27 protein-coding genes are annotated in these 24,327 nt (G+C 67.8%); 11 read left to right on the top strand and 16 right to left on the bottom strand.

From position 1 onward, the window contains the following. The first annotated feature begins 45 nt into the window (after window positions 1–45). Together JK358_RS22025 and JK358_RS22030 are read left to right on the top strand one after the other, a co-directional pair. Window positions 46–210, top strand: coding sequence for a hypothetical protein (locus JK358_RS22025; protein WP_201949705.1), 165 nt, complete (start codon window positions 46–48; stop codon window positions 208–210). A gap of 95 nt (window positions 211–305) precedes the next feature. Next, window positions 306–1,628, top strand: coding sequence for a family 1 glycosylhydrolase (locus tag JK358_RS22030; protein ID WP_201949706.1), 1,323 nt, complete (start codon window positions 306–308; stop codon window positions 1,626–1,628). Window positions 1,629–1,673: 45 nt separating this feature from the next. On the opposite strand, the gene JK358_RS22035 is transcribed toward JK358_RS22030, so the two are convergent. Both JK358_RS22035 and JK358_RS22040 read right to left on the bottom strand, forming a co-directional pair. Then, window positions 1,674–2,738: an FAD-dependent oxidoreductase gene (locus JK358_RS22035; RefSeq protein ID WP_201949707.1), complete on the bottom strand. Its 1,065-nt coding sequence runs from the start codon at window positions 2,736–2,738 to the stop codon at window positions 1,674–1,676. 76 nt (window positions 2,739–2,814) lie between these two features. Continuing rightward, window positions 2,815–3,312 (bottom strand): hypothetical protein, encoded by a 498-nt coding sequence (locus tag JK358_RS22040; protein ID WP_201949708.1) that lies wholly within the window; start codon window positions 3,310–3,312, stop codon window positions 2,815–2,817. Window positions 3,313–3,699: 387 nt separating this feature from the next. Here JK358_RS22040 and JK358_RS22045 point away from each other — a divergent pair, with 387 nt between their 5' ends. Then, the gene (locus JK358_RS22045) at window positions 3,700–4,392 is read left to right on the top strand and encodes a nucleotidyltransferase domain-containing protein (RefSeq protein ID WP_201949709.1); all 693 of its coding nucleotides are present in this window, start codon (window positions 3,700–3,702) and stop codon (window positions 4,390–4,392) included. Window positions 4,393–4,398: 6 nt separating this feature from the next. On the opposite strand, the gene JK358_RS22050 is transcribed toward JK358_RS22045, so the two are convergent. Beyond that, on the bottom strand, window positions 4,399–5,079 hold the full coding sequence (locus tag JK358_RS22050) for a MerR family transcriptional regulator (RefSeq protein ID WP_307817668.1): 681 nt from the start codon (window positions 5,077–5,079) through the stop codon (window positions 4,399–4,401). A 103-nt stretch (window positions 5,080–5,182) separates the two neighbouring features. Here JK358_RS22050 and JK358_RS22055 point away from each other — a divergent pair, with 103 nt between their 5' ends. Next, a complete protein-coding gene (locus JK358_RS22055; RefSeq protein WP_201949711.1) occupies window positions 5,183–6,907 on the top strand; it encodes a GMC oxidoreductase in 1,725 nt (574 codons plus the stop codon). Window positions 6,908–6,915: 8 nt separating this feature from the next. On the opposite strand, the gene JK358_RS22060 is transcribed toward JK358_RS22055, so the two are convergent. After that, entirely contained in the window at window positions 6,916–7,359 is a 444-nt protein-coding gene (locus tag JK358_RS22060) for a hypothetical protein (protein ID WP_307817669.1), read from the bottom strand. Between the two features lie 242 nt (window positions 7,360–7,601). On the opposite strand from JK358_RS22060, the gene JK358_RS22065 reads away from it, so the two are divergent. The 5 genes from JK358_RS22065 to JK358_RS22085 all read left to right on the top strand — a co-directional run bounded on the left by JK358_RS22065 (window position 7,602) and on the right by JK358_RS22085 (window position 13,612). Then, on the top strand, window positions 7,602–8,156 hold the full coding sequence (locus JK358_RS22065; RefSeq protein ID WP_201949712.1) for a DUF2599 domain-containing protein: 555 nt from the start codon (window positions 7,602–7,604) through the stop codon (window positions 8,154–8,156). Between the two features lie 170 nt (window positions 8,157–8,326). Then, window positions 8,327–9,547, top strand: coding sequence for an aminotransferase class V-fold PLP-dependent enzyme (locus tag JK358_RS22070; RefSeq protein WP_307817670.1), 1,221 nt, complete (start codon window positions 8,327–8,329; stop codon window positions 9,545–9,547). After that, on the top strand, window positions 9,544–10,809 hold the full coding sequence (locus JK358_RS22075; protein WP_201949714.1) for a heavy-metal-associated domain-containing protein: 1,266 nt from the start codon (window positions 9,544–9,546) through the stop codon (window positions 10,807–10,809). The genes JK358_RS22070 and JK358_RS22075 overlap by 4 nt, the downstream gene beginning before the upstream one ends. Further along, complete coding sequence (locus tag JK358_RS22080) at window positions 10,806–12,278, top strand: type III PLP-dependent enzyme domain-containing protein (protein WP_201949715.1); 1,473 nt, start codon at window positions 10,806–10,808, stop codon at window positions 12,276–12,278. The genes JK358_RS22075 and JK358_RS22080 overlap by 4 nt, the downstream gene beginning before the upstream one ends. Next, the gene (locus JK358_RS22085) at window positions 12,275–13,612 is read left to right on the top strand and encodes a pyridoxal-phosphate dependent enzyme (protein WP_232851674.1); all 1,338 of its coding nucleotides are present in this window, start codon (window positions 12,275–12,277) and stop codon (window positions 13,610–13,612) included. The genes JK358_RS22080 and JK358_RS22085 overlap by 4 nt, the downstream gene beginning before the upstream one ends. A 9-nt stretch (window positions 13,613–13,621) precedes the next feature. Here JK358_RS22085 and JK358_RS22090 read toward each other — a convergent pair whose 3' ends face one another. The 7 genes from JK358_RS22090 to JK358_RS22120 form a co-directional block, all read right to left on the bottom strand. Next, a complete protein-coding gene (locus JK358_RS22090; protein ID WP_201949719.1) occupies window positions 13,622–14,071 on the bottom strand; it encodes a nitroreductase/quinone reductase family protein in 450 nt (149 codons plus the stop codon). Window positions 14,072–14,142: 71 nt separating this feature from the next. Then, entirely contained in the window at window positions 14,143–14,565 is a 423-nt protein-coding gene (locus JK358_RS22095) for a hypothetical protein (protein ID WP_201949720.1), read from the bottom strand. 50 nt (window positions 14,566–14,615) lie between these two features. Further along, complete coding sequence (locus JK358_RS22100; protein WP_201949721.1) at window positions 14,616–15,119, bottom strand: PAS domain-containing protein; 504 nt, start codon at window positions 15,117–15,119, stop codon at window positions 14,616–14,618. A gap of 59 nt (window positions 15,120–15,178) precedes the next feature. Continuing rightward, window positions 15,179–16,015 carry a hypothetical protein gene (locus tag JK358_RS22105; protein WP_201949722.1) on the bottom strand — a complete coding sequence of 279 codons (837 nt, stop codon included), beginning with the start codon at window positions 16,013–16,015 and terminating at the stop codon, window positions 15,179–15,181. Window positions 16,016–16,031: 16 nt separating this feature from the next. After that, a complete protein-coding gene (locus tag JK358_RS22110; RefSeq protein WP_201949723.1) occupies window positions 16,032–16,712 on the bottom strand; it encodes a DUF4166 domain-containing protein in 681 nt (226 codons plus the stop codon). Next, complete coding sequence (locus JK358_RS22115; protein WP_201949724.1) at window positions 16,709–17,422, bottom strand: hypothetical protein; 714 nt, start codon at window positions 17,420–17,422, stop codon at window positions 16,709–16,711. The genes JK358_RS22110 and JK358_RS22115 overlap by 4 nt, the downstream gene beginning before the upstream one ends. Beyond that, window positions 17,419–18,258: a MerR family transcriptional regulator gene (locus JK358_RS22120; protein WP_201949725.1), complete on the bottom strand. Its 840-nt coding sequence runs from the start codon at window positions 18,256–18,258 to the stop codon at window positions 17,419–17,421. The genes JK358_RS22115 and JK358_RS22120 overlap by 4 nt, the downstream gene beginning before the upstream one ends. Before the next feature lie 109 nt (window positions 18,259–18,367). Here JK358_RS22120 and JK358_RS22125 point away from each other — a divergent pair, with 109 nt between their 5' ends. Beyond that, window positions 18,368–19,156 (top strand): SDR family NAD(P)-dependent oxidoreductase, encoded by a 789-nt coding sequence (locus tag JK358_RS22125; protein WP_201949727.1) that lies wholly within the window; start codon window positions 18,368–18,370, stop codon window positions 19,154–19,156. Between the two features lie 9 nt (window positions 19,157–19,165). Here JK358_RS22125 and JK358_RS22130 read toward each other — a convergent pair whose 3' ends face one another. Continuing rightward, window positions 19,166–19,807 carry a methyltransferase domain-containing protein gene (locus tag JK358_RS22130; RefSeq protein ID WP_201949728.1) on the bottom strand — a complete coding sequence of 214 codons (642 nt, stop codon included), beginning with the start codon at window positions 19,805–19,807 and terminating at the stop codon, window positions 19,166–19,168. 220 nt (window positions 19,808–20,027) lie between these two features. Further along, window positions 20,028–21,218, bottom strand: coding sequence for a nitric oxide synthase oxygenase (locus JK358_RS22135; protein ID WP_201949729.1), 1,191 nt, complete (start codon window positions 21,216–21,218; stop codon window positions 20,028–20,030). 323 nt (window positions 21,219–21,541) lie between these two features. Between JK358_RS22135 and JK358_RS22140 the strand changes: the two genes are divergently transcribed. Further along, window positions 21,542–22,249 carry a hypothetical protein gene (locus JK358_RS22140; RefSeq protein WP_201949730.1) on the top strand — a complete coding sequence of 236 codons (708 nt, stop codon included), beginning with the start codon at window positions 21,542–21,544 and terminating at the stop codon, window positions 22,247–22,249. Between the two features lie 6 nt (window positions 22,250–22,255). Here the strand turns inward: JK358_RS22140 and JK358_RS22145 are convergent, their stop codons facing one another. From JK358_RS22145 to JK358_RS22155, 3 genes are all read right to left on the bottom strand, one after another. Next, window positions 22,256–22,837 carry a class I SAM-dependent methyltransferase gene (locus tag JK358_RS22145; RefSeq protein ID WP_201950233.1) on the bottom strand — a complete coding sequence of 194 codons (582 nt, stop codon included), beginning with the start codon at window positions 22,835–22,837 and terminating at the stop codon, window positions 22,256–22,258. Between the two features lie 296 nt (window positions 22,838–23,133). Next, window positions 23,134–23,559 (bottom strand): NUDIX hydrolase, encoded by a 426-nt coding sequence (locus tag JK358_RS22150; RefSeq protein ID WP_201949731.1) that lies wholly within the window; start codon window positions 23,557–23,559, stop codon window positions 23,134–23,136. Continuing rightward, entirely contained in the window at window positions 23,549–24,148 is a 600-nt protein-coding gene (locus JK358_RS22155) for a hypothetical protein (protein WP_201949732.1), read from the bottom strand. The genes JK358_RS22150 and JK358_RS22155 overlap by 11 nt, the downstream gene beginning before the upstream one ends. Between the last annotated feature and the right edge of the window lie 179 nt (window positions 24,149–24,327).

Raw genomic sequence — 24,327 nt, forward strand, 5'->3', positions numbered from 1 at the left:
GCCCCGGAAGGGCAGGGGTTCGTGAGTTGCAGAATCGAGGACGCCATGTCTGCCGAAGAGGAACAGTCGCGGTGCGGCTACCGGCCGACTGCCGAACTGGACGGGGATGCCGAGATCGACGAGCGGGCACTGTCCGCCAAGCTCGCCGGGGACGAGACACAGGAGCGACTGGTCGACGCGTGGTTGTGGCCGCTCACCTGGGAGGGCTGAGCGACACGCCTCGCGCTGCGCCGGAGTTTGGCTAACTGCCAGCTACGCTCCGATTCGGGACATTCACGACTCCGTTGTCCCGGAGGAGGAGCTCGATGCGCACCCGGCTACATCGCCTTGTCGTCGCCGGGCTTGCCGTGGCCTCGACGCTGTTGCCCGTCGCCGTGGGATCGGCGACGACCGGACAGAGCGCCGCGGGAAGCGGGCTGGGGGCGGACTTCCTGTGGGGCGTGGCCGCCTCCGGATTCCAATCCGAAGGACATGCGCCCGACAGCAACTGGACGCGCTACATCGAGAACAACCCGGACTGGGACCGCTTCGAGGATTCCGTCGACTTCCGCTCCAAATACCCCAACGACATCGCGCTCGCGGCGGGGCTGGGCGCCAAGGTGTTCCGCATCGGCATCGAATGGGCGCGACTACAGCCGACGGCCGATACCTGGGACGAGAGCGGGTTCGCGTTCTACGAGTCGGTCGTCGACGCCATCATCTCGGCGGGTATGCATCCCATGCTGACCCTCGATCACTGGACCTATCCCGCGTGGGCGCTCGAGCAGGGCGGCTGGCGCAATGCCGGGATGGTGGATCAGTGGCTCGCCAACGCGCGGCTCGTGGTGGACCGGTTCGCCTCCCGAAATCCGGTGTGGGTCACCATCAATGAGCCGGTCGCCTACATCATGCACGAGGTGCGCCAGAACGACACCGATCCCGGGCAGATGCTGGATCGGGTCGCCCAGGCGCACAACAGCATCTACGACTACATCCACCAGGTGCAGCCCGACGCACTGGTCACCAGCAACGTCGGCTACGTCGCGGGCGCCGAGGCCGAGGTGAACGGCCCGCTCATGGACCGGATCGGCGACAAGCTCGACTTCATCGGCGTCGACTACTACTTCGGGTACGAGCCGCCGAAATCCGCGGTCTCGCAGCCCGACGGGTCGCTGCCGCCCGCGGCGGGCATGTGGGAGCTGCCGGTGCGGCCCGAGGGCATCTACTATGCGCTGCAACACTATTCGCACAGGTTCCCGGGCAAGCCGCTGTGGATCATCGAGAACGGGATGCCCACCGAGGACGGGAAGCCGCGCGCCGACGGCTACACCCGCTCACAGCACCTGCGCGACACCGTCTACTGGCTGCAACGGGCCAAGGCAGACGGCATCAATATCGTCGGCTACAACTACTGGAGTATCACCGACAACTACGAATGGGGCTCCTACACACCCCGTTTCGGCCTCTACACCGTCGACGTGCGCAACGATCCGGCCCTGACGCGCCGGCCCACCGAGGCGGTGGACACCTATCGGCAGATCATTGCCGCCAGCGGAGTTCCCCGGGGCTACTCGCCGATTCGCGCGCTGTCGGACTGCGGACTGGTCGACCCGCCCGCCAGCTGCGAATACCCGCTCGCGATTCCCTAGGACGGTGACCAGGCCCCGCCCCCGGACGAGCCGTGCGGGGGCCGTTCAGCTGGAGGCCGGACGTCCGGTGCTTTGGCGGATGAGGCGTTGGGCTCGTTCGCGGTCGGCTCGGATCTGGGTGCGGCGGTTGGCCATTGCTTCGGCGGGTGAGGCGGCGGTGGTGAGCGCCCGGTGGATGGCGTGGGCGTCTTCGAGGGCGTCGCGGGCGCCGATTCCGGCAGCGGGGGTGATGGCGTGATCGGCGTCGCCTATCAGGAGCAGAGGTGGGGTGGGGGCTGCGGCGGGGTCGAGGGGCACGTTGCGGGCATTGGAGACGTGCACCGAATCGGTGTGGGCGAGAAGGGTTTCCAGGAGGGCCCGGTTGGCGGGGGCGGCTTCCAGGATGGTGTCGGACCATTCGGCGAGGGGGCGCAGGCCCAGGTCGTCCGCCGGAAGGGGTGATCGGGGGATGCGGAGGAACCACAGGGCGTTGGTGGTGGGGGTCCACACGTGGCCCAGGGTCGCGCCTTTGCCCTCGGGGGTGATCTCGTCGTAGAAGTGCAGGACCGCTGCCGGGCTGGGCAGGGACAGCGGGTTGGTGGTCATGCCGTAGACGACGATGTCGCCGGCGTAGACGGGGGTGCGGGCGGGGTCGAGGTGGGCGCGGGCGACGGAGTCGATGCCGTCGGCGGCGATGACCAGGGTGTCGGTGAGGGGCAGCGGTGTGGCGTCGGCGGTGTGCAGCACGACGGTGTCGGCCTCAGTCCGGACCTCGGTGACGGTGGTGCCGAAACGGGTTTCGGCGCCGGAGGTTTCGAGGAAGTCGCGCAGGACGGTGATGAGGTCGGCGCGCAGCCAGAAGCGGTGGCCCTGGCCCATGCGGGCGGAGTGGACGCCGACGCTGTTGGTGTAGTCGAGGCCCTGGATGGGCTGGGAGGCGGCGTGCAGGGCGGAGGGGTCGACGCCGAGTGCGGTGAGGGCGGTGTGGGCGCGGTCCTCCATGAAGAGGAACGCGCCGCCGCCGCTGCCGCTGGGCCGCTGCTCGTAGAGGGTGACCTTGTCGCCGCCGCGGGCGAGGGCCGCGGCGAGGGCGGTGCCCGCGATACCGCCGCCGAGAATGGTTGTCGCCACGCTCTGACCTCCTGTGTCGGGCCCGGTTTCGCCGTGCGGTGTCGCGCGCAGCGGGGAACCGTTCTCCGGCACCGGGCTACGGCGTGAGCATGAAGGGCGGGTTCGGGCGTAGTTCTACCACTGCTACCAGATCGCCGTAGGGAACGGCGCCGTTTGCGAGACGATGGGCCATGCGGGCGAAGGCGGTGCGCGCGCCGTACTTGACGCGCATATGGTCCTGGACCTGCGCGGAAATGTTTGTGTCGCTGATGATTCGGGCCAGCCCGTAGTGCTGGCGGGTGCCCAGGGCGGGGCGGCCGCGCCAGTCGCCGGTCTGGATGACGACGCGGCCGTCGTAGGCGAGCTGCTGGGCTTCCTCACTGTAGGAGGAGAGCAGGAAGGCGAGCTGGTCGTGCGGCGCGGGGACCACGAGGTGCGGGGTGATGGCGATCTGGCCGGGTCCGACGGGGCGGGTCACCAGGACGGTTTTGGCATCCCACCACTGCGAGCCCAGATGCCAGGGAGTGCTGCGGGCGAGCGTGCTGGTCGGCGGGACGGCGGGCTGGTACGGGGCGTGTGCGGTGTGCGGTGTCATAGCCTGGTGAACTCCGGAAAACATTGGTGGTCAGCGTTTTCGAATACCGATCACGCGGACACGTGCGGAAGGGGAACCGCGCGCGTCGCTGAGCGCCGAAGCCTGTCCTTGCCCGAGGTAAGTACTCCTCTTCGAGAGTGCCAGAAGTATGCGGAGAGTGCACACACCGCGCCGAGGGGTCTGAATATCCACCCTGACAAGCACGTTCTGCAGGGGTCGCGAATGAAAGTCGGCATGCCGCAGCCGGTTCGGCGCGCGGATGAACTCCACCACAATCAGGGTTGCTGACTAATCGCTGTGACCTGGTTCGGGTCACCCGATATTCGCTGTCGCTTCCGCCGCCCGGCACGGATACTCGATGCAGTTCGGGAGGGGAAAGGACGTGCGATGAGTGACCCGAAGGACCTGCTGCTGGAGGGGGTTGTCGGATCGTTCGCCTACGGGCTGAACACCGCCGACAGCGATGTGGATTATCTGGGCGTGTACGTGGAGCCCACGCGCACCTTCCTCGGCCTGCACCCGCCCACGCGTGATCGCGGCACCCGGCACGGGCGCGACGGCGCGGACGCCACCTATCACGAGGTCGGCAAGGCGATGGGGTTGATCCTGTCCTGCAACCCCACCGCCTCGGAAATCCTGTGGCTCGAGAACTACACGGTCACAACCGATTTCGGCGCGGAGCTGATCAGCCTGCGGTCGAACTTCATGACCGCCGAACGGGTCCGGAACTCCTACTTCGGCTATGCCATGGCGCAGTTCCGCAAGATGCGCAACCGCCGCGAGACCGTGGGCCTGCAGGATCACCGCCTGGCCAAGCACGCGCGCCACACCATGCGCCTGCTGTGGCAGGGCTACGAGCTCTACACCACCGGTGAGCTGAGGATCCGGCTGCCCGATCCCGAACCGTTCTTCGAGTTCGGCCGCCGGATGATGACAGAATCCGGCGAGGCCGCCGCCAAGGCGCTGATCGACGAGTACGAGCGCAAGTTCGACGCCGCGACGCCCGCGCTGCCGAAGCGGCCGAACGAGGCTCCGCTCGAGGATTTTCTGCAGCGCGTGCGCCGCGCGCATCTGGACTAGTGCCCGCTACTGGTCGCGGTATTCCCTTACCGCACGCTCGATTTCGTCCGCGAGCGTCGCGCCGCCGACCTCCCAGGCGGCGGCGCGGAACCGGTCGCGGAAGCGCAGGAGATCGTCGCCGATCCCCTCGCCGCCGTAGAGCGTGGTGGCCGCGTCGCCGAAGGTGTGCACGATCTCGTCGGCCAGTTCGGCCAGCCGCGCGCGAATGAGTTTGCGCAGCGCCCCGGCCAGGGTGATCTCGGTGCCCACGTCGTAGAGGATCAGCGCGCCCTTGAGCATCGGCTCGTCCGGAATCCGCCAGCCGTCGCCGCAGGGCTCGATGTACTGCGCGGTGCGCAGTTCCTCGAGGATCTCGGGCCGCCGGTCCCCCAGCAGTGCGGACAGTTCGTCATCGGTCACGATGACGGCGGGCTGGTCGGCCGACACCGGCTGAATCGGATTGAACACCGTATGCCATTCGCCGCTGGGCGCGTCCGCGGCGAACACCTCGCGGATGGCGTCGAGCCGCAGCCCACGCGCCTGCATGGCCGCGATATCGCGCAGCCGATCCAGATGCTCCCCGGTGTACACCGCCTCCTTGCCCGCGCGTCCGGCCTTGGGCAGCACTCCGAGCGAGTGGTAGTAGCGGATGGTGCGGGCGGGTACGCCGCTCATTTCGGCGAGTTGCGTGCGGCTGTATCTGTCCACGCAGAGCAGCATAGACAGTGTGGTGACCCTTCGTTGACAGTTCCAACTGTCCGCATTAGCGTAACCGCCGCCACACTTGTCGACGACGACCAGGGAGTTTGCGATGACCCAACGCGAGACCGATTTCGACGTGCTCATTGTCGGATCCGGATTCGGCGGCAGTGTCACCGCGCTGCGCCTGGTCGAGAAGGGCTATCGCGTCGGCATCCTGGAGGCGGGCCAGCGCTTCGCCGACGACGAACTGCCCGACACCAGCTGGGATCTGCGCAAGTTCCTGTGGGCGCCCAAGCTCGGCTGCTACGGCATCCAGCGCATCCACCCGCTGCGCGATGTGCTCATCCTCGCGGGCGCAGGCGTGGGCGGCGGCTCACTGAATTATGCGAACACCCTGTATGTGCCGCCGCAGCCGTTCTTCCAGGACGCCCAGTGGCGCGACATCACCGACTGGCGCGACGAGCTCATGCCCTACTACGAGCAGGCGCAGAAGATGCTCGGCGTGGTCCGCAATCCGCACATGACCCCGGCCGACGAGATCTTCAAGCAGGTCGCCGACGATCTGGGCTGCGGCGACACCTTCGTGCAGACCCCGGTCGGCGTGTTCTTCGACGAACCCGGCAAGACCGTCGACGACCCGTACTTCGGCGGTGTCGGCCCGCGCCGCACCGGCTGCATCGAATGCGGCGAGTGCATGACCGGCTGCCGCCACAACGCCAAGAACACCCTGGTCAAGAACTACCTGTACCTGGCGGAAAGGGCCGGGGCGCAGATCTTCCCGATGACCACGGTCACCGCGGTGAAGCCGCTACCCGACGGCACCTGGGATGTGCACACCGAACGCACCGGCGCGTGGATGCGCAAGCAGCCCAAGACTTTCACCGCCGGGCACGTGGTGCTGGCCGCCGGCACCCGCGGCACGCAGCAGTTGCTGTTCGCCATGCGCGACAAGGGCGTGCTGCCCGGACTGTCGGCTCGCCTGGGCGTACTGACCCGCACCAATTCCGAATCCATCGTCGGCGCGGCCGTCCGCAAGGTGAACCCGGATCTGGACTTCACCCGCGGCGTGGCCATCACCTCCTCGATCCACCCCACGCCCGATACCCATATCGAACCGGTCCGCTACGGCAAGGGTTCCAATTCGATGGGCCTGCTGCAGACCCTCATGGTGGACGGCGGCGGCCGGATGCCGCGCTGGCTGCGCTTCCTGTGGACCGCACTGCTGAACCCGTTGACGCTGGTGCAGTTCCTGTCGGTGAAGAACTGGAGTGAGCGCACCATCATCTCGCTGGTGATGCAGCATCTGGACAACTCCATCACCACCTACACCAAGCGCGGACTGTTCGGTCGCAAGCTCACCTCCAAACAGGGCCACGGCGAACCGAATCCGACCTGGATCCCGGCCGGCAACGAGGTCACCCGCGCGGTGGCCGACAAGATCGGCGGCGTCGCGGGCGGCAGCTGGGGCGAGGTGTTCAACATCCCGCTCACCGCGCACTTCCTCGGCGGCGCGGCCATCGGCGCGGATGCGAGCACCGGCGTCATCGACCCGTACCACCGCGTCTACGGCTATCCCACCCTGAGCGTTGTCGACGGCGCGGCGGTCTCCGCCAACCTGGGCGTGAACCCGTCGCTGACCATCACCGCGCAGGCCGAGCGGGCCGCGTCGCTGTGGCCCAACAAGGGCGAGCAGGACCTGCGTCCCGAGCAGGGCACGGGGTACCGGCGTATCGCGCCGATCGCCCCGAATCAGCCGGTGGTTCCGGCGAGCGCCCCGGCGGCGCTGGTGCTGCCGATCGTCGAAATCCGCCGCAGCGGAGCAGAATCCGCGTGACGTCCGGGTCAGCGCGCGTTGACGTGTGAGAAACCCATCGGTGAAGTAGGCGGCGGCACCGCGCCCACGGGCGCGCGGAATTCCTGTAGCGCGGCAAGCACATCCACGTGCCGGGCGGCGTAGCAGCGCACCTGCGGCAGCGCGTGCGCCACCTCGCTGCGCTCGAGCGGTTCGGCGTCGATGTAGCCGACGTGGTCCATGCTCACGCCGAGGGTCTGCGCGATCCGGGTGATAGCGGCGGACTTGCGACCCCAGCCGACCTCGATCACCGCGAAGCGGGTCTGCAGGCCGTGCTTGCGCAGTTGCTCCACCGTCCAGGCCCATTCACCGCGGCTGGCGACCGCGTGCATGACGCCGCGTTCGGCGAGAATTCGCAAGGAGCGCGCGGCATCCGCACGCAACGCCCCGCTGGTCGAGTCGGACACCACGCCGTCCCACAGCGTGTTGTCCACTTCCCAGACAAGACATTTCACAGTCGGTGACATCATCCTGCCTCTACAGTCGTTCCCGACGGCTCCCAGGTTCCGGGACCGCCCCGCGCGTGCCATCGTAGGGTCTGTCTGGGCCACGGTGCCAGCCGTAGCAAATGCGAGACGTTCGAGTTTCAGTGCCCATGATGCAATCATGATCCGAGGGTTGCGGCTGGTGGCGGTGCCCTGAGAGCGATTCACTGCCAGGGAAAGGGGCGAGGCCGATGCGGCTGCGCTGGAAACTATCGGGTGGCCCGTGCGCGATCGCGCTGGCACTGGTACTGACCAGTTGTGGTGCGGCGGAGGAGTCGTCGCCGGTGGTCGTGGGTTCCCTCGAACCCGCGCCCGCCGCCGTCCCCGCGATCCCGACCGCCCAGTCCCCCGCCGCGCAACCCTCCACCGCGTCCAAGGCGATCGCCGATCCGACGCTGCTGAGCACCCCGCCGGTCCCGACCGTGGACCCGTTCGCCGATCAGCCACTCGTCGACCGCACCGAATGGACCGACGCCGTCGACGGACGTCGCCTGCTCGTGTACCCCACCGAGGCGGGGCGGCAGGACACCTTTCCCACGGCGGGTGAGCGCGCCTGGCAGGAGGTGCTCGCACAGTCCCCCGAGGCCGACACTCCCGGAATGCGGGATCAATTCCTCTGCCACTGGGAGTGGGCGCGCGTGGTGGCCCCGAACAAGACCAGCTGGAATCTGGAACCGTGGCGGCCCGCGGTCGGCTACCAGGAGACGGTGAACGCCCTGTGCAACCCCGGCGGCCCCGAACGCTGAGCCAGTAACGAGACGGTACCGACGAAAAGTCTTGCCCGCGAGAACCTTCGAGCGAGCCCGCATTTGTGCGTATCGTTGGTGGCGTCCACGCGTACTCCTCCGGAGGGAGCGGCACGGTGCGGTCCTGTGCGCCGCCATCCTCGGCCGGGCCTGCCCCCGCCCGGGAGACTGTGCTGTCACCGGTACGCCGCTTGTTCCCCGCCCTCGCCGAGACCTCCGACGTCTACCTGGACTCGGCCTCGACCACCCAGAAACCACTGCCGGTCATCGAGGCGGTGCGGCGTTATCACAGTTCGCGCACGGCCAATGCGGGACGCGGCACCTATCCGTGGGCGGGCAGCCTGACCCGCGAGCTGGAGTCGGTCCGGGAGCGCATGGCCGCCTTCATCAACGCCGATCCCGACGAGGTGGTGTTCACCGCCGGCGCGACGGCCGGGCTCAACGCGGTCGCACTGTCCTGGGGGCTGACCGCGCTCGCCGACGGCGACGAGATTCTCTTCAGTCCGCGCGATCATGCATCGAATGTCTTTCCGTGGCAGCATCTGTGCGGCCTGCTGCGCGGATTCGGCCGCAGCATCCGGCTGGTGCCGTATCGGGTGAACGCGTTGGGCGAAGCCGATATCGGCGATATCGAGCGCAAGATCGGGCCGCGCACCCGGATGATCGCGGTGGGACATCTGCATCATGTGTTCGGCGCGCTCACCACCCTCGAAGAGTTGCGCGGCCGCATCGACCCCGATATCGCGCTGTGCTTCGACTGCAGTCAGAGCGGCGGGCACCTGCCGGTCGACGTGCGCGAACTCGACGCCGATTTCGCGATCTTCGCCGCGCACAAGATGTTCGGCGCTCCGGGCACGGGCGTGCTGTACTGCCGTCGCCGCCGCCACGCGGAATTGACGCCGTTCCTGCCGGGCGGCAATTCGGGTGTGACCCTGGGGGAATCGGGTCTGCTGGCGGGTGTCATGCCGCAGCTGATGGAGGGCGGCACCCAGAATCTGCCCGGAATCCTGGCACTCGGTGCGGCGTTGGAGGTGCTCGAGGAGATCGGGCTCGACACCATCGCCACCCACAATCGCGCGCTCACGCAGCGGCTCATCGCCGGACTGCGCCCCGTGCCCGGCCTCGAGTTCCTGCCCGGCCCGGCGCACGCACCCTGTGAAACCGGGTACGGCACAATCTCGTTCACCCTGGACGGGATCAGCACCGGCGATCTCGGATTCGTGCTGAGCGAACTGGGTTTCCTGGTCCGAACCGGCGCACACTGCATTCCTGCCGACACTGCGACGACAGACGAGGATTCGGTGCGGGTGAGCACGCACATCTACAACACCTTCGACGAGATCGACCGCTTCACCGAGTGTGTCGCCACGATTGCCGAGGAGGTCTCATGACGAGCAACATCCCCGAGCCCCGTTACGATCGCCGCGCCGCCTCCCGGGTGCTGGCCGTCCTCGCCCGGCCCGGACTGGCCGGTGGCGCGGTCGCACCGCAGTCGCCGCGGCGCATCGAATACACCTGCGCGCGACTACAACCGGAGCCGGGCTCGCATCTGACCCTGTCGCAGCGGCTGTATCTGGAACGGTTCATGCGGCCCTGCCGGGCCGAACAGGTCACCAGCGCCACCCATCGCATCGCGTGGACCGACAGCGAGGGCATCCCGAACACCGGGCACTTCCATTCCGGCGGGCTGGGGCCGATCATGCCCATCGCCATGCGCGAGACCGTGCTGGCGCTGTGGCGTGCACTCCGTGCAGATACCGGGTTGGCGCAGCGCATTACGGGTTTGACCGACCGGGACCGGGCGGTGCTGGCGGGCACGACCACCGACCACGAACCGCACGACATCTTCCGGGTGGGCATCGAGGCGTGCGGTCGCGCGCTGGCACAGCATGCACTGCTGGCGCGCTGGACCCCCTATCGCACGCCGGCCGAATTCGCGCTCGGCATGCGGGATTCGGGGATCTACAGCGCGGTGGCGACCCGCTGGTACTGGGAGCTGCAGGCGTCCAGCTATCGGCGCGGAATGATCGCGGTCACCCTCGCCACGCAACCCGATGGCACCGTGCGGTATTCGGCCGAAACCGTGGCCACCCTGCGGTCGATGAAGGATTCCACGATCGCGGACGCGCATCGGATCATGCGGCGCGCCACCACCGCCGAGGGCCTGACGGTGACCGAGGCCATCGCCAAGTACCACGACGAACTGGATCTGATCTCGCGCCAGTACGCCCTGCTGCCCCCGGGCACCCGCCCGGCCTGCCTGGCCGCCATGCCGCATCAGCTCGGCGGCGCGCACTACAGCATCCTGCCGCTCGTCGTGGATCGCTTCACCGACCTGTTCACCGGAATCGTCGAACGCCTCGGCATCACCGAGGTCCCCGCGGAAACCGGTTCGGACACCGGGGAACTCAGCGCCGACGAGCAGATCTTCTACGTGCCGGATATGAACTGCCAGCACTGTGTGCGCACCATCACCGGCACCCTGGAGTCGATGAGCATCCGCGTGCACGATATCGATCTGATCAGCAAGCGGGTGACCGCGGAGTTCCGCAGCCCCCGCAACCGGCATCGCGCCTTCGAAGCGCTGCGCGACAGCGGCTACAACCCGACCACGGCCCTGCCCGCGGCGGCCTCCACCGAAAAAGCGGTATGACGGCTGCCGCACCGTCGGGTCTGCCGGCGAAGATTCATCCGCTGGTGCGTGCGTTCCTGGATGCCCCCGGTGCGGTCGAGGACGCCCTGCTGCGGTTCGGGTCGCCCGCGCATCTGGTGTTTCCGCAGGTGTTCACCGACAATCTGGAGCGGCTGCGGGGCGTGCTGGAGGCGCGGGATCCGCGGTATCGGATGTGCTACGCGCACAAGGTGAATCAGTCGCGGGCCTTCGTGCGCACGGCCGAGCGGGCGGGGATCGCGGTCGACGTGGCCTCGGCCGAGGAACTGGGCAGCGCCCTGGCGGCGGGGTTCGGAGCGCAGCGGATCGAGGTGACCGGGCCGAAGGGCGAGTCCCTGCTGCGGTCGCTGGTCGGCGGCGGAACCACGGTCAATATCGACAATGTGTGGGAGTTGCGACGGCTCGCGGAGCTTGCGCGCGAAGACGCGGCGGCGCGGGGTGCGGAGTTCGCCGAAGTCGAGGCGCTGGTGCGGTTGTCGGGGTTCGCGGGCGCGCCGGTCAGCCGGTTCGGGGTGCCGCTGCGGCAACTCGGGGAGGTGCTCGCGGAATTGTCGGCACAGCGGGAGTGGATCACCTTCCGGGGGTTCGCCTTTCACATCGATTCCGGAGAGCTGGCCGAGCGGGTGCGAGCGGTCGACGCCTGTCTGGACGCGACCGAGCGCGCCTATGCCGCGGGTCTCGCGCCGACGGTGCTCAATATCGGCGGCGGATTCCGGCAGGTGTTCACCGCCGACGCGGACGCGTTCGACGACTATGTGATCGCGCTGCGCGAATCGCTGCTCGGACGGGGTGAGCCGATGACGTGGGGTGGGAATACGTTCGGATTCCATATCGACGGCGGTGCCGTGCACGGGATTCCGGTGTTCCACAAGTACGCCAATACCGTGCCCGCCGATCGCATGCTCGCCGAACTGCTCGATACGGGTATGGAGGCGCACGGCGGGCGCACCATCGCGCAGGTGTGCGCGGAGAATCTGCTCGAATTGTGGCTGGAGCCGGGTAAGGCGCTGGTCGATCATGCCGGAATCACGGTGGCGCGGGTCGAATTCGTGAAGGACGCGGCGGACGGCAGCACGCTGGTGCATCTCGATGTCAGCCGCGACACCGTGACGCCCGCCGATCAAGAGGTGATGGTGGATCCGATCCTGGTGCCGAGCGTGACGCATGCCCCCGTGAATTCCGGTGCGGTGGGCGTATTCCTGGCCGGTCGGCTGTGCCTGGAACGGGACCTGGTCACCAATCACAAGGTGTGGCTGCCGCAGCGACCACAACCCGGGGATCTGATCGTTTTCCCCAATACCGCTGCCTATCATATGGATTTGTCGGCAGCGACCGCATCCATGCATCCACTGCCACCGAAACTCGCGGTGACCCGGAATACCGATGGATTCGACGTGTGCCGCGATGTCGACTACCTGCCCTCGGTCGGGGAACGGCACGAGGTGCGATGATGCGCTACGACCACATCACCGAATTGATCGGCAATACCCCTCTGCTGCGCCTGGATCCGGCGGTGCACGGACTGCACAATATCGAGCTTTACGCGAAGCTGGAGTCCTGCAACCCCTTCGGTTCGGTCAAGGATCGCGTGGCCTGGGGCATGATCCGCGACGATCTCGACGAACTCGTCGCCCGCAAACAGACGCTCATCGAGGCGTCGAGCGGCAATACCGCCAAGGCTCTTCGCATCCTCGGCGCGATGCACGGTATCGGCCTGCGGGCCGTGACGAATCGCATCAAGGTGGCCGAGGTGCGCGACCTGCTGCAACTGTTCGCCACCGAAATCGAGGAGCTGCCCGGCCTTTCCGAATGCCCCGATCCCACCGCGCCGAACGACGTCTACTCGGTCATCGAGGCCACCATGGCGAAATCCCCCGCGGCCTGGTTCCATCCCTCGCAGTACACCAGCGAGAAGAATATCGAGGCGCACTACGCGGGCACCGGCCGCGAAATCCACGAGGATCTGGCACGTGACGGGATCACCCGCGTCGACTACCTGATAGGCGGTCTCGGTACCACCGGTTCCACCCGGGGCACCGCCACCTTCCTCCGCAAACACAATCCGGAATTGCGCACCATCGCGGTGGTTTCCGAGCGCGGCGATTTCATCCCCGGTATCCGCTCCGAAACCGAGATGTGGGATGTGGGCCTGTTCCAGCCCGATTTCTACGACCGCATCATCGCCGTCGAGGCGGGCCGGGCGGTGGATGCGACGCTGGCGCTCGCCACCGGGTACGGCGTCCTGGCGGGCCCGACCAGCGGCGCCACCTATGCCGCCGCCCTGGATCAGCTGGCTGCCCTGCGGGTTTCGGCCTCCGATTCCGACCGCCCACTGGTCGCCGTCTTCATCGTCTGCGACCGCCTGGAGCCGTACCTGTCCTATATCCGGAAACGCCGCCCCGAACTCTTCGGCCGCCCGCAGCGCGCCGCGGCCCCCGATGCCCGGGAACTGGCCGAAACCCCGACCCTCACCCCCGATGAGCTCGAGGCCCTCGACCGCACGGCGCGTCCCACCCTGGTGGACACCCGGGGCGCGATGGCCTACCGCATAGCCCATGTCCCCGGTGCGCTCAATATTCGCGATGACCAACTCGACGACATGTTCGCCCAGGGCATCCCGTTCCCCCGTTCGCGCCCGGTGGTTTTCATCTGCCCGGTCGGGGATCTGTCTTTGCGCTTCGCCGCCCTGGCCCGACGCGCCGGCTACGACGCCCACAGCCTGGCGGGCGGTATCACCGCGTGGCGCGATACCGGCAAACCGATGGAGTCCTCGCGCGCCACCTGATTCGCGCTGTCAGTCGAGATCGATGCGGATGGTCAGCATGCGGCCACCGGCGGCCAGGGCGCGCAGGGCGATGCCGTCGAGGCGGTAGCCGGGTCGTCCGCGTCCGAGCAGTTCGTGGCGGGCGTCGGCATCGTCGTCGGGGAGCGGATGCGCGGTGCCGGAGCGCCATTCGAAGCGGAAGCCGTCGCGGAGTCTGGCGGGCCTGGCTTTGACGCGCACGCGTGGGTCGGCCCGGATGTTGTGGACGTAGGCGGCCTGTTCGCCGCGCCCGGCGATGAGCCAGAAGGTGTCGCCCTGTAGTCCGTTCGCGACCGGCAGGGTGCGCTTCAATCCGGTTCGGCGGCCGGTGGTTTCGAGCAGGGCGAAGGTCGGCGGCGCGAAGCCGTAGTTCAGCGAGGCGAGCACGGCCGGTTGAATCACCCGCTGGTTGAGCGCTAGTTGCCAGTCTGCCGGTGCCATCGTCGGTTCCCCCGTCCGTCAGCGGGAGACGAGATGTTCCCGCTGACGGACACGATAGCCAATCCGCCGGACTACAGGGCGATGCAGGCGGAGCCGAGGTTGATGCCGTTGCCCACAGTGACGGGCTGGCGGGTCTGGAAGGTGGCGTTCGGCTGGAACGCGTAGATGTAGGTGATCTTGGTCGAGGAGGGCGTCCAGGTGACGCTGGCGGTGCCGTTGTCGGCGGGCATGGCCTCGGCGAAACCGCTGGGGCCCTGGCCCTCTTCGTAGAAGAACACCGGCTTCGTCTTGTCGTCGACCGTCACCTGGACGGTGTAGGAGCAGCCGGTTCCGTACCGGTGCAGGCCGAGGGTGAAGGACGGCAGGATCCCGATGCTGGTGACGGTGGCGGAGGCCTGCGGGGCGGCGAGAGCGGTCATGCTCGCGGCGACGCCCAGTACGGCCGCACCGGCGACGAGGCGAATTCCTTTGGGTGAGTGAACAGTTCGGGTCATGGTTGATCAAACTACGGTTCGGGCGCGCGGCGAGGTATCAGACAGATGCCCTATTCGGTCACGCCAGAACATGCGCAGGGGGCGCTGGGGCGTACGGCCGTGCGGGCGGCGACCATCTCGGGCATGCGAACGTCGAGCATGTCGCGTTCCGCGTCGGCCAGCTCCTCGCTGAGGTCGACGTAGAAGCCGGACGTGCCGACCGGACGGCCCGCGGCGTCGAAGATGCGGTCGGCGACGACCATGACATTGTGTTCGTTGCCGGACACATCGAGGAAACGGTGCCTGCTGGAGAAGGGCTCGCCCTGGCCGATGGAGCGGGCGATGGCCTCGGCGACGTAGTGCCGGTCCTCCGGATGTTTGTGCGCCAGCAGCAGTTCGGTGGTGGGTTCGATCTCGCCGGGTTCGTAGCCGTGCATGCGGTACACCTCGGGTGACCACTCCCAGCGGCGGGTGGCGAACCAGAACCGGAAACTGCCGACCGCCGGCCGCTCGGCGGCGATGTGGACCCATTCGGGTACGAACTCCGGGGAGGTCTGATCGGTGGGTTCTGCCATGCTCTGATTCTCCACCCCGGTTGTTCCAGCAGCCGGGAATTCGATCGCCGGCTGTGCGATCAGCTGGCGGGTAGCTGCTTTCGCGCCTGCTCAGCGCGTCGCTCGGCGGCGGCGAGGTGCTTCTCGGCGCGATGCAGGGTATCCCGGGCGGACCGCTCGGCGGCGAGAGCGAAACGCCGCTGCGCTTCGGCATCGGCGACTTCGCCGCGCAGGCGGGTCAGGCGGGTTTCGAGCTCGCTCAGCTCCGAGGTGGCGGCCTCCTGCGCGGTGCGGGCCGAAGCCGTTGCCGCACGGGCGGATTCGAGATCGGCCAGGGTCAGTTCGAGCTCCTTCGCCGCCGAGGCTGGATCGGAACGATCGGTGGTCTCGGACGGCGTCACACGTTCGGCGCGGTCTCGGGCCGGGGGCACGGCGACGAGGGCCGCGGGGCCGAAGCCCTCGTAGCTGGCGGCGGCGGCCAGGGTGCCCGCGGCCACCTGATCCGCGATATCGGGGTCGGCGAGGGCGGCCTGCAGGGTGCCGCCGATGTCGCGGAGCACCGACTCGCTGAGGCGCTGCCCGCGCGCCGCCGCGAGGTCGGCGGCCTTGCGGGTGAGGGCGTTGACCACCTGCTGGCGCTGGGTGCCGAGCGCGCGCAGCTGGTCGGCGGACAGCCGCCGCTGGGCGTCGCGCAGTGCGTCACCGAGGTCCAGCAGCGCGCGGATATCGTCGGCCGTCGTGCGGGCCAGCAGGTTCACCGCCCAGGCCGCGACGGTCGGCCGCCGGAGCGTGCCGATGGCGGTGGCCAGCGCCTTGTCCCCGGCGTCGCGTGCCTGCCGGACCCGCTCGGTGCGCGCTGCCACGAACTCCCCGGGCGGTAACCCGTAGAGCTCGGCGACGATCTCCTCGAGCGTCATGGACCCCAGCCTACGATCACCCCTGCCGGGCTTCTTCACGGACGGGCCGCAGCCCGGCCCGGACGCCGTGGGTATCGGCATCGAAATACCGCGCGGTGAAGCTGCCCTCGTATCCGAACACCGGCCCGAGCACGGGGCTGGTGACCGTCACCCGGATCCGGAAGCGCCCGGTCGCGTCGTCGAACGATTCACGGACCTCGGCGCGCGCGTGCAGGGCGTCGGGCATCCGGAAGTCGACCGGGCCCTCCCGGAAGTGCAGATCGCCGGAGCGGATGAGCAGCGACCCGTCCGGTTCCGCGACCGGGTGCAGTTCCGAGGCCAGATGCTGGTGGGTGCCCAGATAGTCGAGCACGCGGTCCCCGCGCGGGTCGAGCACCATCTGCGCGTCGAAGCGCTGCACGCCGCTGGGGAACAGGAACGTGCGCACGAAAGACACCGTCTCCCGCCCGAAAGTGTCACGGTAGGGCACGTTCTCGATGGTGAACGGGATCTCGGTGCCCGAGCGCGACAGCAGGATGTTGCGGGTCGCGCCGAGCGCCAGGAACGGCTTGGTGAACCGGCCGCGCCACACCCGGTGCATGACACCGGTGCCCGTGCAGGCGGTGTTGCTGTCCAGGCCCACCGAGAACCGGCGTTGCAGCTCGGGGTGCAGGCGGTCGAAGTCGGCACCCATCACGGTGCGGAAGATCGCGGTCATGAGGTGGCCTCCAAGGCCGTGAGCAGGGTTGGAGCGGTGGTGCGCGCCGGCGGGCGGCGCAGGCAGCGGCGCGCGGCGGGAGTGTGCCGGGTCGGCGGCAGCAGCACGGCCGCCGCGATCAGCGCGAGCGCCGCGATCCACCCGCTGCTGAGCGAAAAGACAAGCAGCGCAATGCTTGTCACTATCGCAGTGGTTCGCGCGGCGGCATCGGCGACGGCATAGCCCAGGGACCGGCGCGGGCTGATGTCGGCTTCGCACCACAGTCGCAGCCGATCGAAGGACCAGGCGGTGCCCCACCCCATGAGCGGCCGGAACAGGTGGTCGGCGAGTCGCCCGAACCGCCCCCATCGCACGCGGTAGTCGTATCCGGTGGCGAACCGGATGCCCGCGTCGGTGGGCACGTACCGCCAGTACCCGCTCCCCTCCTCGATGATCGAGAGCGGATCACTCGACCGGAACCGCAGCGCCGACACCCGCGTCCCGTCGGCCCGATCGCGTTCTCCCGCACTGATTCCGGTGCCCGCGATGGGCCGCCACGGCAGCACCTTGTTGGCGTACCGGAAGTGCTGTGGCTGCCCGGGTTCCAGTGGCAGATAGTCGATATCGGTGAACCGCACGTCCCAGCGCTGATGCTGTGCCGGGTCCTGCGTGCGTTCCCACAGCAGATCCATCTCGGTCTGGATGACGGTTTCGATGTAGAGCTTTCTCATGTCCGTTCCTCGGTGTCTTCGGCCAGGAAGACTTCGACCGCGTCCTCCCCCTCGGTGCTGTCGTCCCCGCGCAGCCGTTCGGCCAGCACCGGCGCGGGGTGGTCCATCCAGGCGGGCGTGCTGCCGTCCTCGGGCAGCAGCGCGTGCCGTTCGGCGAAACGTTCGGCGAGTTCGCGCATGGATTCGCGCAGTGCGCCGATGACGACGCCCTCGGCGATCCCGGTGAGTTCCTCGAGCAGGGCGCGCACCTGTTCCAGCTGATCGGAGTCGTTGGCGCCCTGCTGGATTCGCGGCCACAGCGTGCGTTCGAAGGCTTCGGCGAAGTCTTCGGAGATGGCGTCGGTGTGTCCGCGCAGTCGCGCGAACTGGTCCAGGACGTCGCCCGGCGAGATGCCGTATTCGGTGACGCGCAAGCCGCTCGACAGCGCCCACCGCCGGGTCTGCGGTCGCCCGCGCTGCCAGCGGATCAATCCGGCCCGGGTGGCCTTGCGCAGCAGCGCGGGCCGCATGTCGCGGGCCTTGATGATCTTTCGAATATCGCTGAGCCCCAGGGGAACCCAGTCTTCCGGGCCACCGGGCAACGCCAGCAGGTCCGCCACACTCGCCCCCTGCGCGCGTGCGGTGAGCAGGGCGGCGATCGAGGTGAGCGAGAAGCCGCGTTCCTGCAGGCGTTGCACCAGTTGCAGCCGTTCCAGATGTGAATCGTCATAGCGCACAGCACGTCCCACGCGTCGCGGCGCATGCAACAGACCCCTCGACTGATACATGCGCACCGTGCTGGTCGGCACTCCGACCCGCCCGGCCAGTTCTTCCACACTCAATCCGTTCTCGGCCACGTCACAACTATGACAGTCAGGACTCTGCGAATCAAGACTCTTCTAGTATTTGTTAGAAGAGTCAGAGTTAGAAGGGTCGAAATGGCGGCCCGTCGCATACAGTCCAAGGATGGAGCTGGACAAAACGGCGGAAGGCCGCATCGCCCTGGTCACCGGCGGCGGGCGCGGCATCGGACGAGCGATCTCCCTGGCCCTGGCGGCGCGCGGCGCGGCGGTCGCGGTCAACTGGGCCCGCGATGAACAATCCGCCAAAGACGTTGTGGCGCAGATCGAATCCGACGGCGGGCGGGCCGTGGCCGTGCAGGCCCCGGTACAGGACTTCGAGGCCGTCACGACCATGGTCGATCGCGTCGCCGCCGAACTCGGGCCGATCGACATCCTCGTGCACAACGCGGGCATCGCCAGCCGCGGCAATACGGTCGCGGACACGCCCGTCACCGAGGTGGAGAAACTGCTGGCCGTGCACGCGATCGGCCCGCACCACCTGTCGAAGCTGGTGCTGCCGGGTATGCGCGAGCGTCCGCGCGGCGACATCGTCATGATCAGCAGCGTGGCCGCGCATACGCTGGGGCCGAACGGCGCGCCCTACAACATGGCCAAGACGGCCATGGAGGCGCTGGCCCACACACTCGCGAAAGAGGAAGCGGCACACGGGATTCACGTGAACATCGTGGCCCCGGGACTGGTGGCCACCGAGATGGGTAACCGCCTGACCACCGCGATGACCGGTGGGGCGAAGCGGCAGGCCAGCGATCTGGACGCCGCCTCACCCTTCGGGCACGTATGCCGTCCGGGCGAGATCGCCGACGTGGTGGCGTTTCTGGTGTCTCCGGCGGCCGGATATCTCACCGGTCAGCGCATCGTCGTGGACGGTGGGGCGAGCCCGCACCGTCCGTGACCGGCGATCTCAGGCCTCGGGCCGCGCCAGCAGCACGTGAAAGGGCACCGCTCCCCCGGTGATCGGTTGATCCTCCACGGTGAACCCGGCACGGCCCAGAGCCGCGACGACCTCCGAGACGGGACGCAGCCGGAAGCCATAGGGCGTGAACGGCATCTTCGCCATGGCGTCCGGATCGCCGATGCCGACCACAACCCGGCCCTTGGGCCGCAGCACGCGCGCCAGTTCCGCGCACGCCCCGTCGAGGTCCTCGACGAAGTAGATGGTGTTCGTGGTGACGATAGCGTCGAGACTGTCGGTGTCGAACGGCAATTCGGTCATCGCGCCGGTGAGCAGCCGCAGCCGACCCGCGGCGATCTCGGCGGCGAACCGGCCGCGCGCCCGTTCGAGCATGTCGTCGGCGATCTCGACGCCGTAGACGATCCCGTCGGCGCCGACCCGCTCCAGCAGCAGTGGCAGTCCGACGCCGCCGCCGAACCCGATATCGGCCGCGCTCTCCCCCGGCGCGGGTGCGGCGGCGTCCACCGACGCCTGCACCGCCCACCGGTTCCCGCGATTCAGGACCAATGCGACAACCTTGCCCAATGGCCCGCTCGGATGGCCGAGTTGCCGGGCCACGACCGACATCAAGCGTCCGGCGACAGCATTCATAGCTGGGAGACTAACCGCTCAGGCGCGTGCCGTGAACGGCGCGGACCGACCCCGCAGGGCGATCTCGGCATCGGTGGCGTCAGGGATTTCCGTCTAGGGTCAAGGACAGCGCGGTGCTGGGCCCGAAGATCGCCGAATGGGTGCGGGCCGACGCGTGAGACTCGGCGCCGGTGCGCGGGTATCGCCGCGGTAGCGGTGGCCCGCGCACCGATGCGTGCGCCTAGTCCCTGCCCGCCCTGGTCAACGCGCGAACCGCGGTGCGCCACAGCGCACGTCGGGGTTTCATGACCGTCCTGACGGGGGCTTCGGTGACCGGAGCCGGCCGGGAGAGGTCACGCCGGACGAAGGCGGGGCGGATATCCGGGTCGGGTGGGTCGTAGTACCGATGGAAGGTCGGGGTGAGGCTGGCCGACAGCGGCGGGTTGACCCACGTCCAGTCGGTGGGGCACGACCGGCCCGCGGCCTGCTCGCGCGCGACATGGTCGACGAACTGCCGGGCGACGGTGTGATGGTCGACCAGGTGCACGCGAGATCGCTTGTAGCTGTGCAGAATCGCGCGGCTGAGCTCGATCAGCGCCTGGTCGCGCCAGAGTGTGCGGTCGCTGCTGCGGTCCAGACCCATCCGGTCGGCGATCTCGGGCAGCATGTCGTAGCGGTCGCTGTCGCCGAGGTTGCGGCCGATCTCGGAGGATACGTACCAGCCGTTGAACGGCGCGCAGGCGTAGGTGAGCCCGCCAATTTCCAGGTCCATGTTCGAAACTGCGGGCACCGCATGCCATTTCAGCCCGAGTTCGACGAACCAGTCGTGGTCGGGGTGGTGCAGCGGCACCTCGAGGACGAGTCCTGTCGGCACGTCGAAGCATTCGATGCTCCCGTCCGGTGACTGGATCAGCAGCGGCAGCACGTCGAAGCGGCCGACCGCGCCCTCCCAGCCGTGTTCCTGGGCGAGCGCGGTGAGGTCGACATTGGCCGGATCGCCGACGATTCCCCGGTCCGTGCGGTATCCGGCGTATCGGATGAGTTGCGAGTTGAGGATGCGGAAGCCGCGCCCGTCCGGGCCGAGGGGCGGTCCGATGGTGACGATCGAACGCACCGCTCCCCTATTGGTCGCCAGACGCAGATGTTCCCAGCATTCGGCGGCGATATCCGACGCCGTGGCAGCATTGCGCGCGTCCCGGACATCGAGCGCGCGCCAATGTCTGCGCCCCACACAGCGATCATGATTTCGCCAGGCGAGTTTCGCGCCGATACTCAATTCGTCGAGCGTGTGGCGATATGTTCCGGTGTTTCGCAATTGGCGTGTCGCGGACGCGCCGCGACCGTGCCGTAGTTGCGCGAGTTCGGGTTGTGCGAAGAATTGCGCGCATTCCTCGGCGCGGTCGTCGATCGACACGAATCGAGGTGCCGGCATCGTGTGCGCCGGCGAGTTGCGGTGCGGACAAACAAGATCGGCCGCGGCTACGAGATCAGACTGCGCGGCCACGGTGCGGATCGTCATCGAGCCGGTGCCTCCGTGGGGTCGAGCCGGTGGCAGCCCGCGAGCCCGGCCGCCGAGTCTTCACATCCCCCTCCCGCAGACCAATATCGCATGCCAACGCTCGAGCTTTGCCCGAAATCACCGATAAGAACCAGAACTACGGTCGGCAAATCTCCAGCGACACAGACGATCCGCCCGCTTCGACACGGCCCGGGTCCTATCCTGGTCGCGTTGGCGAGATAAGGATGAGGATCGTCATGGCAATCGGAAAGCCTGAGCTGACAACGGAAATCGGAACCATCGTTCGCAAGATTCGGGCGAGCCGCCACCAGGGGCTCGAAGATCACCGCACCTACCTGCAGGACGAGTTCTACCGCCACTTCACGCTACGCGGAGTCGAACCCAAACCGTCGCTACAACAATTCGAGGATGTCTGGCCCACCATCGACAAGGTCCTGACCGGGACCACCGCGGGCGCGTTCGAGCACCGCTTCGTCTACCGCGGCCAACCGGTCGAGTTGCGAATCCGCATCCCGCTCTACGACGACCTCAACGGCTACTACAGCGCCGCATACCTGCTGACCCCGGCCAGCGAGAAGACCAGCTCCGAACATCTGGCAGCGAAAGGCAAACCGGCCGACCGCGCCGCGGTCTACGGATTCCGGTTCGCCGACAACACCACGGCCCATCTCGCCGAAGCCGTCCAGGCGGGCGAATTGGCGGTGCCCGCCGCCGAATACGACACCTTCACCGCCGAATTCCTCGCCGCGGTCGTGGCCGCCAATGACGCCCTGCGCACCCCGTCCGCACACGGACGCTGGACGCACACCGCCATCACCGACGACCAGCTACGCCACTTCGCACTGGATCCGGTCGCCCTCCGCTCCATCGGCAGCCGCCACCGAAAACGCAAGCTGCCCAGCAACTATCAGGCCGCTCAAACCCTGTCGACCCCGTACAGCTGAACCCGATCAATCGCGGATGAACCAGACCAGGTCGCTCCACCGGCTCCCCCGCGATCCACCGAGCAAAAACCCGTGCGGCTCCGCGATTTCCCGCAGTTCCTCCACGCTCTTCCGATCAGGATCCGGAAAATACTCGAAGAACACCAGCCGCCCACCCGGCTTGATCACCCGCCCCAGCGCCCGCACACACCCCGCCGTATCCGGCACCTCCCCGATCACCGCGGCCAAAAACGCCATATCGAACTGCCCATCCGCGAACGGCAGCCCAGCCCCCGCCTCCCCCGCGTGATACCCCACATTCGAGTACCCGGCCTGATCGAGCTTCCGCCGCGCCTTCTCCAACATCTCCGGCTGCACATCGAACAACTCGAGCCGCCCACGCGGAACCCGCTGCGCCAGCTCAGCACTGAAGAACCCCGGCCCGGGCCCGAGCTCCAGCACCTGCTCATCCCCCGCCAGCTCGAGCCGATCCACAGTCTCCCCGCCACCCCAGATCAACCGTCGCACCGGATTGTCCAGCAGAAAAGCAGCCTGATGCGGGTACGGAAACTCCCCCAATCGCCGAGTCTGCCGCAAAACCGCATCCACCCACGTCGTAGCCATAACACCCTCCCTAGATTTGGTAAGGCTCACCTTACATCCCAATGGTGTTGTGGGCGAGGGGCATTCGTTCGCAACTCACGGCGATGACCGCACGAACCATGGTCTCGAACGCCGCTCAGGTGTCAGTGCTGAATCAAGCCCCCCACTCGGACCGGGGGGACGTGGCCGGTTGCCGGAAGGCTTTGCGCCAGGGTCAAACCGATGTCGACCAACGAGGAACGGCGCAGGCCGTGGATGTCGGCCGCCCTCGATACACACGGCATAGGCAGCCAATCGGAAACTCATCCCGCGGTCTCCGGATCCAGCAGTGATCGAACGGTGGAGCGCACGTGCCACACCAGGTCGAGCCTTAAGGCTTCCTGCAGCGTTGCCCACCTGTGGTCGTCGTGTTCTGCCGGAGCGAGAGTCACCGGGCCGGAGGCGATTTCGATCGCGCGGTAGGTCACCGTGTGGAAGGTGAGTGGGCGTCCGTGGGTGTCGGCGTTCGTATAGTGCGCCAGTTCCTCGGCAACGCTGACACGCAACCCCGCCTCCTCCCATGTCTCGCGAATTGCGGCTTCATCGCACGACTCACCGTCCTCGACGGTGCCGCCGGGCACATCCCACTGGCTACCCAGGTACCGACCAGCTCGTCTTCGGAGCAGCAGAACTTTGTCGCCACGGGAGACCCATGCGTGAGCTACGAACCGGTCTGTGTCACTGTTCATCGGTGTACCAATCCGGTGCCGGTTCGACCGATTGCAGTAGGCCCCAATCGATGAAAGCGAAGTGGTGTCGTGGGCATCCGGTGTCAGGATCGGGTGCTGTCAGAGCGAACACACCTGCCGCACCCCATCCGTCGACGTTGACGACAGGGCCCAGTCCGCAGGATTGCAACTCACCGAGTGTGCAGGACCAAGGCGTCAGGTCGGCGACCGACCCTATCGACGGCTGCGGCATCCCAGGTCTGCGGATCAACTCTGTGAATAGAGAGCGCCCGCGGTGGACCTCCATGAACTCGATCTGCAATCCCGGCCAGAACGACAGATCCCATCGGGCGTATCCGACCTCGCGTTCACCCCAGCGCTCAACCCGCTCCGAAATCGGTGTGCCCCAAGCCGCTACGTACTCGGCAATCGAACGGAACTTGTTCGTCGGTTCGGCGAAGAACCATCGCTTCTCGGCGATCGCGGTATCGATGCGTGTCACACCGATTCGTGCGCGCAGCTCCGCGGCTTGCGCCGGAGCGCTGGTGTTCATGGAGTGAAGCATCGCCAATTGGTAGTCGTGCAGTGTCGTGGCAGCTTCGCCGGCCATCGTCCCTCCCCGTGCCAGATTCGCCCTCGAACCTACCAGCGTGGCCGTTTCACACAGGTGCGGTGCGGGTTGGTCGGCCGCCCAAGCTGCGAGTGCGGATCAGTGCGATACGCATTTGTGACGGGCCGACGTTGCGGCGAACCGGGTCGGGACGATCAACAGGGCCAGGCCGATGATCA

Source organism: Nocardia acididurans (assembly GCF_016741815.1).
GTDB lineage: Bacteria > Actinomycetota > Actinomycetes > Mycobacteriales > Mycobacteriaceae > Nocardia > Nocardia acididurans.

Coding starts and splice junctions, on each gene's coding strand:
- JK358_RS22025 (WP_201949705.1), top strand. CDS start 46: ATGTCTGCCGAAGAGGAACAGTCGCGGTGCGGCTACCGGCCGACTGCC.
- JK358_RS22030 (WP_201949706.1), top strand. CDS start 306: ATGCGCACCCGGCTACATCGCCTTGTCGTCGCCGGGCTTGCCGTGGCC.
- JK358_RS22040 (WP_201949708.1), bottom strand. CDS start 3,312: ATGACACCGCACACCGCACACGCCCCGTACCAGCCCGCCGTCCCGCCG.
- JK358_RS22045 (WP_201949709.1), top strand. CDS start 3,700: ATGAGTGACCCGAAGGACCTGCTGCTGGAGGGGGTTGTCGGATCGTTC.
- JK358_RS22055 (WP_201949711.1), top strand. CDS start 5,183: ATGACCCAACGCGAGACCGATTTCGACGTGCTCATTGTCGGATCCGGA.
- JK358_RS22065 (WP_201949712.1), top strand. CDS start 7,602: ATGCGGCTGCGCTGGAAACTATCGGGTGGCCCGTGCGCGATCGCGCTG.
- JK358_RS22075 (WP_201949714.1), top strand. CDS start 9,544: ATGACGAGCAACATCCCCGAGCCCCGTTACGATCGCCGCGCCGCCTCC.
- JK358_RS22080 (WP_201949715.1), top strand. CDS start 10,806: ATGACGGCTGCCGCACCGTCGGGTCTGCCGGCGAAGATTCATCCGCTG.
- JK358_RS22085 (WP_232851674.1), top strand. CDS start 12,275: ATGATGCGCTACGACCACATCACCGAATTGATCGGCAATACCCCTCTG.
- JK358_RS22090 (WP_201949719.1), bottom strand. CDS start 14,071: ATGGCACCGGCAGACTGGCAACTAGCGCTCAACCAGCGGGTGATTCAA.
- JK358_RS22095 (WP_201949720.1), bottom strand. CDS start 14,565: ATGACCCGAACTGTTCACTCACCCAAAGGAATTCGCCTCGTCGCCGGT.
- JK358_RS22100 (WP_201949721.1), bottom strand. CDS start 15,119: ATGGCAGAACCCACCGATCAGACCTCCCCGGAGTTCGTACCCGAATGG.
- JK358_RS22105 (WP_201949722.1), bottom strand. CDS start 16,015: ATGACGCTCGAGGAGATCGTCGCCGAGCTCTACGGGTTACCGCCCGGG.
- JK358_RS22110 (WP_201949723.1), bottom strand. CDS start 16,712: ATGACCGCGATCTTCCGCACCGTGATGGGTGCCGACTTCGACCGCCTG.
- JK358_RS22115 (WP_201949724.1), bottom strand. CDS start 17,422: ATGAGAAAGCTCTACATCGAAACCGTCATCCAGACCGAGATGGATCTG.
- JK358_RS22125 (WP_201949727.1), top strand. CDS start 18,368: ATGGAGCTGGACAAAACGGCGGAAGGCCGCATCGCCCTGGTCACCGGC.
- JK358_RS22130 (WP_201949728.1), bottom strand. CDS start 19,807: ATGAATGCTGTCGCCGGACGCTTGATGTCGGTCGTGGCCCGGCAACTC.
- JK358_RS22135 (WP_201949729.1), bottom strand. CDS start 21,218: ATGCCGGCACCTCGATTCGTGTCGATCGACGACCGCGCCGAGGAATGC.
- JK358_RS22140 (WP_201949730.1), top strand. CDS start 21,542: ATGGCAATCGGAAAGCCTGAGCTGACAACGGAAATCGGAACCATCGTT.
- JK358_RS22150 (WP_201949731.1), bottom strand. CDS start 23,559: ATGAACAGTGACACAGACCGGTTCGTAGCTCACGCATGGGTCTCCCGT.
- JK358_RS22155 (WP_201949732.1), bottom strand. CDS start 24,148: ATGGCCGGCGAAGCTGCCACGACACTGCACGACTACCAATTGGCGATG.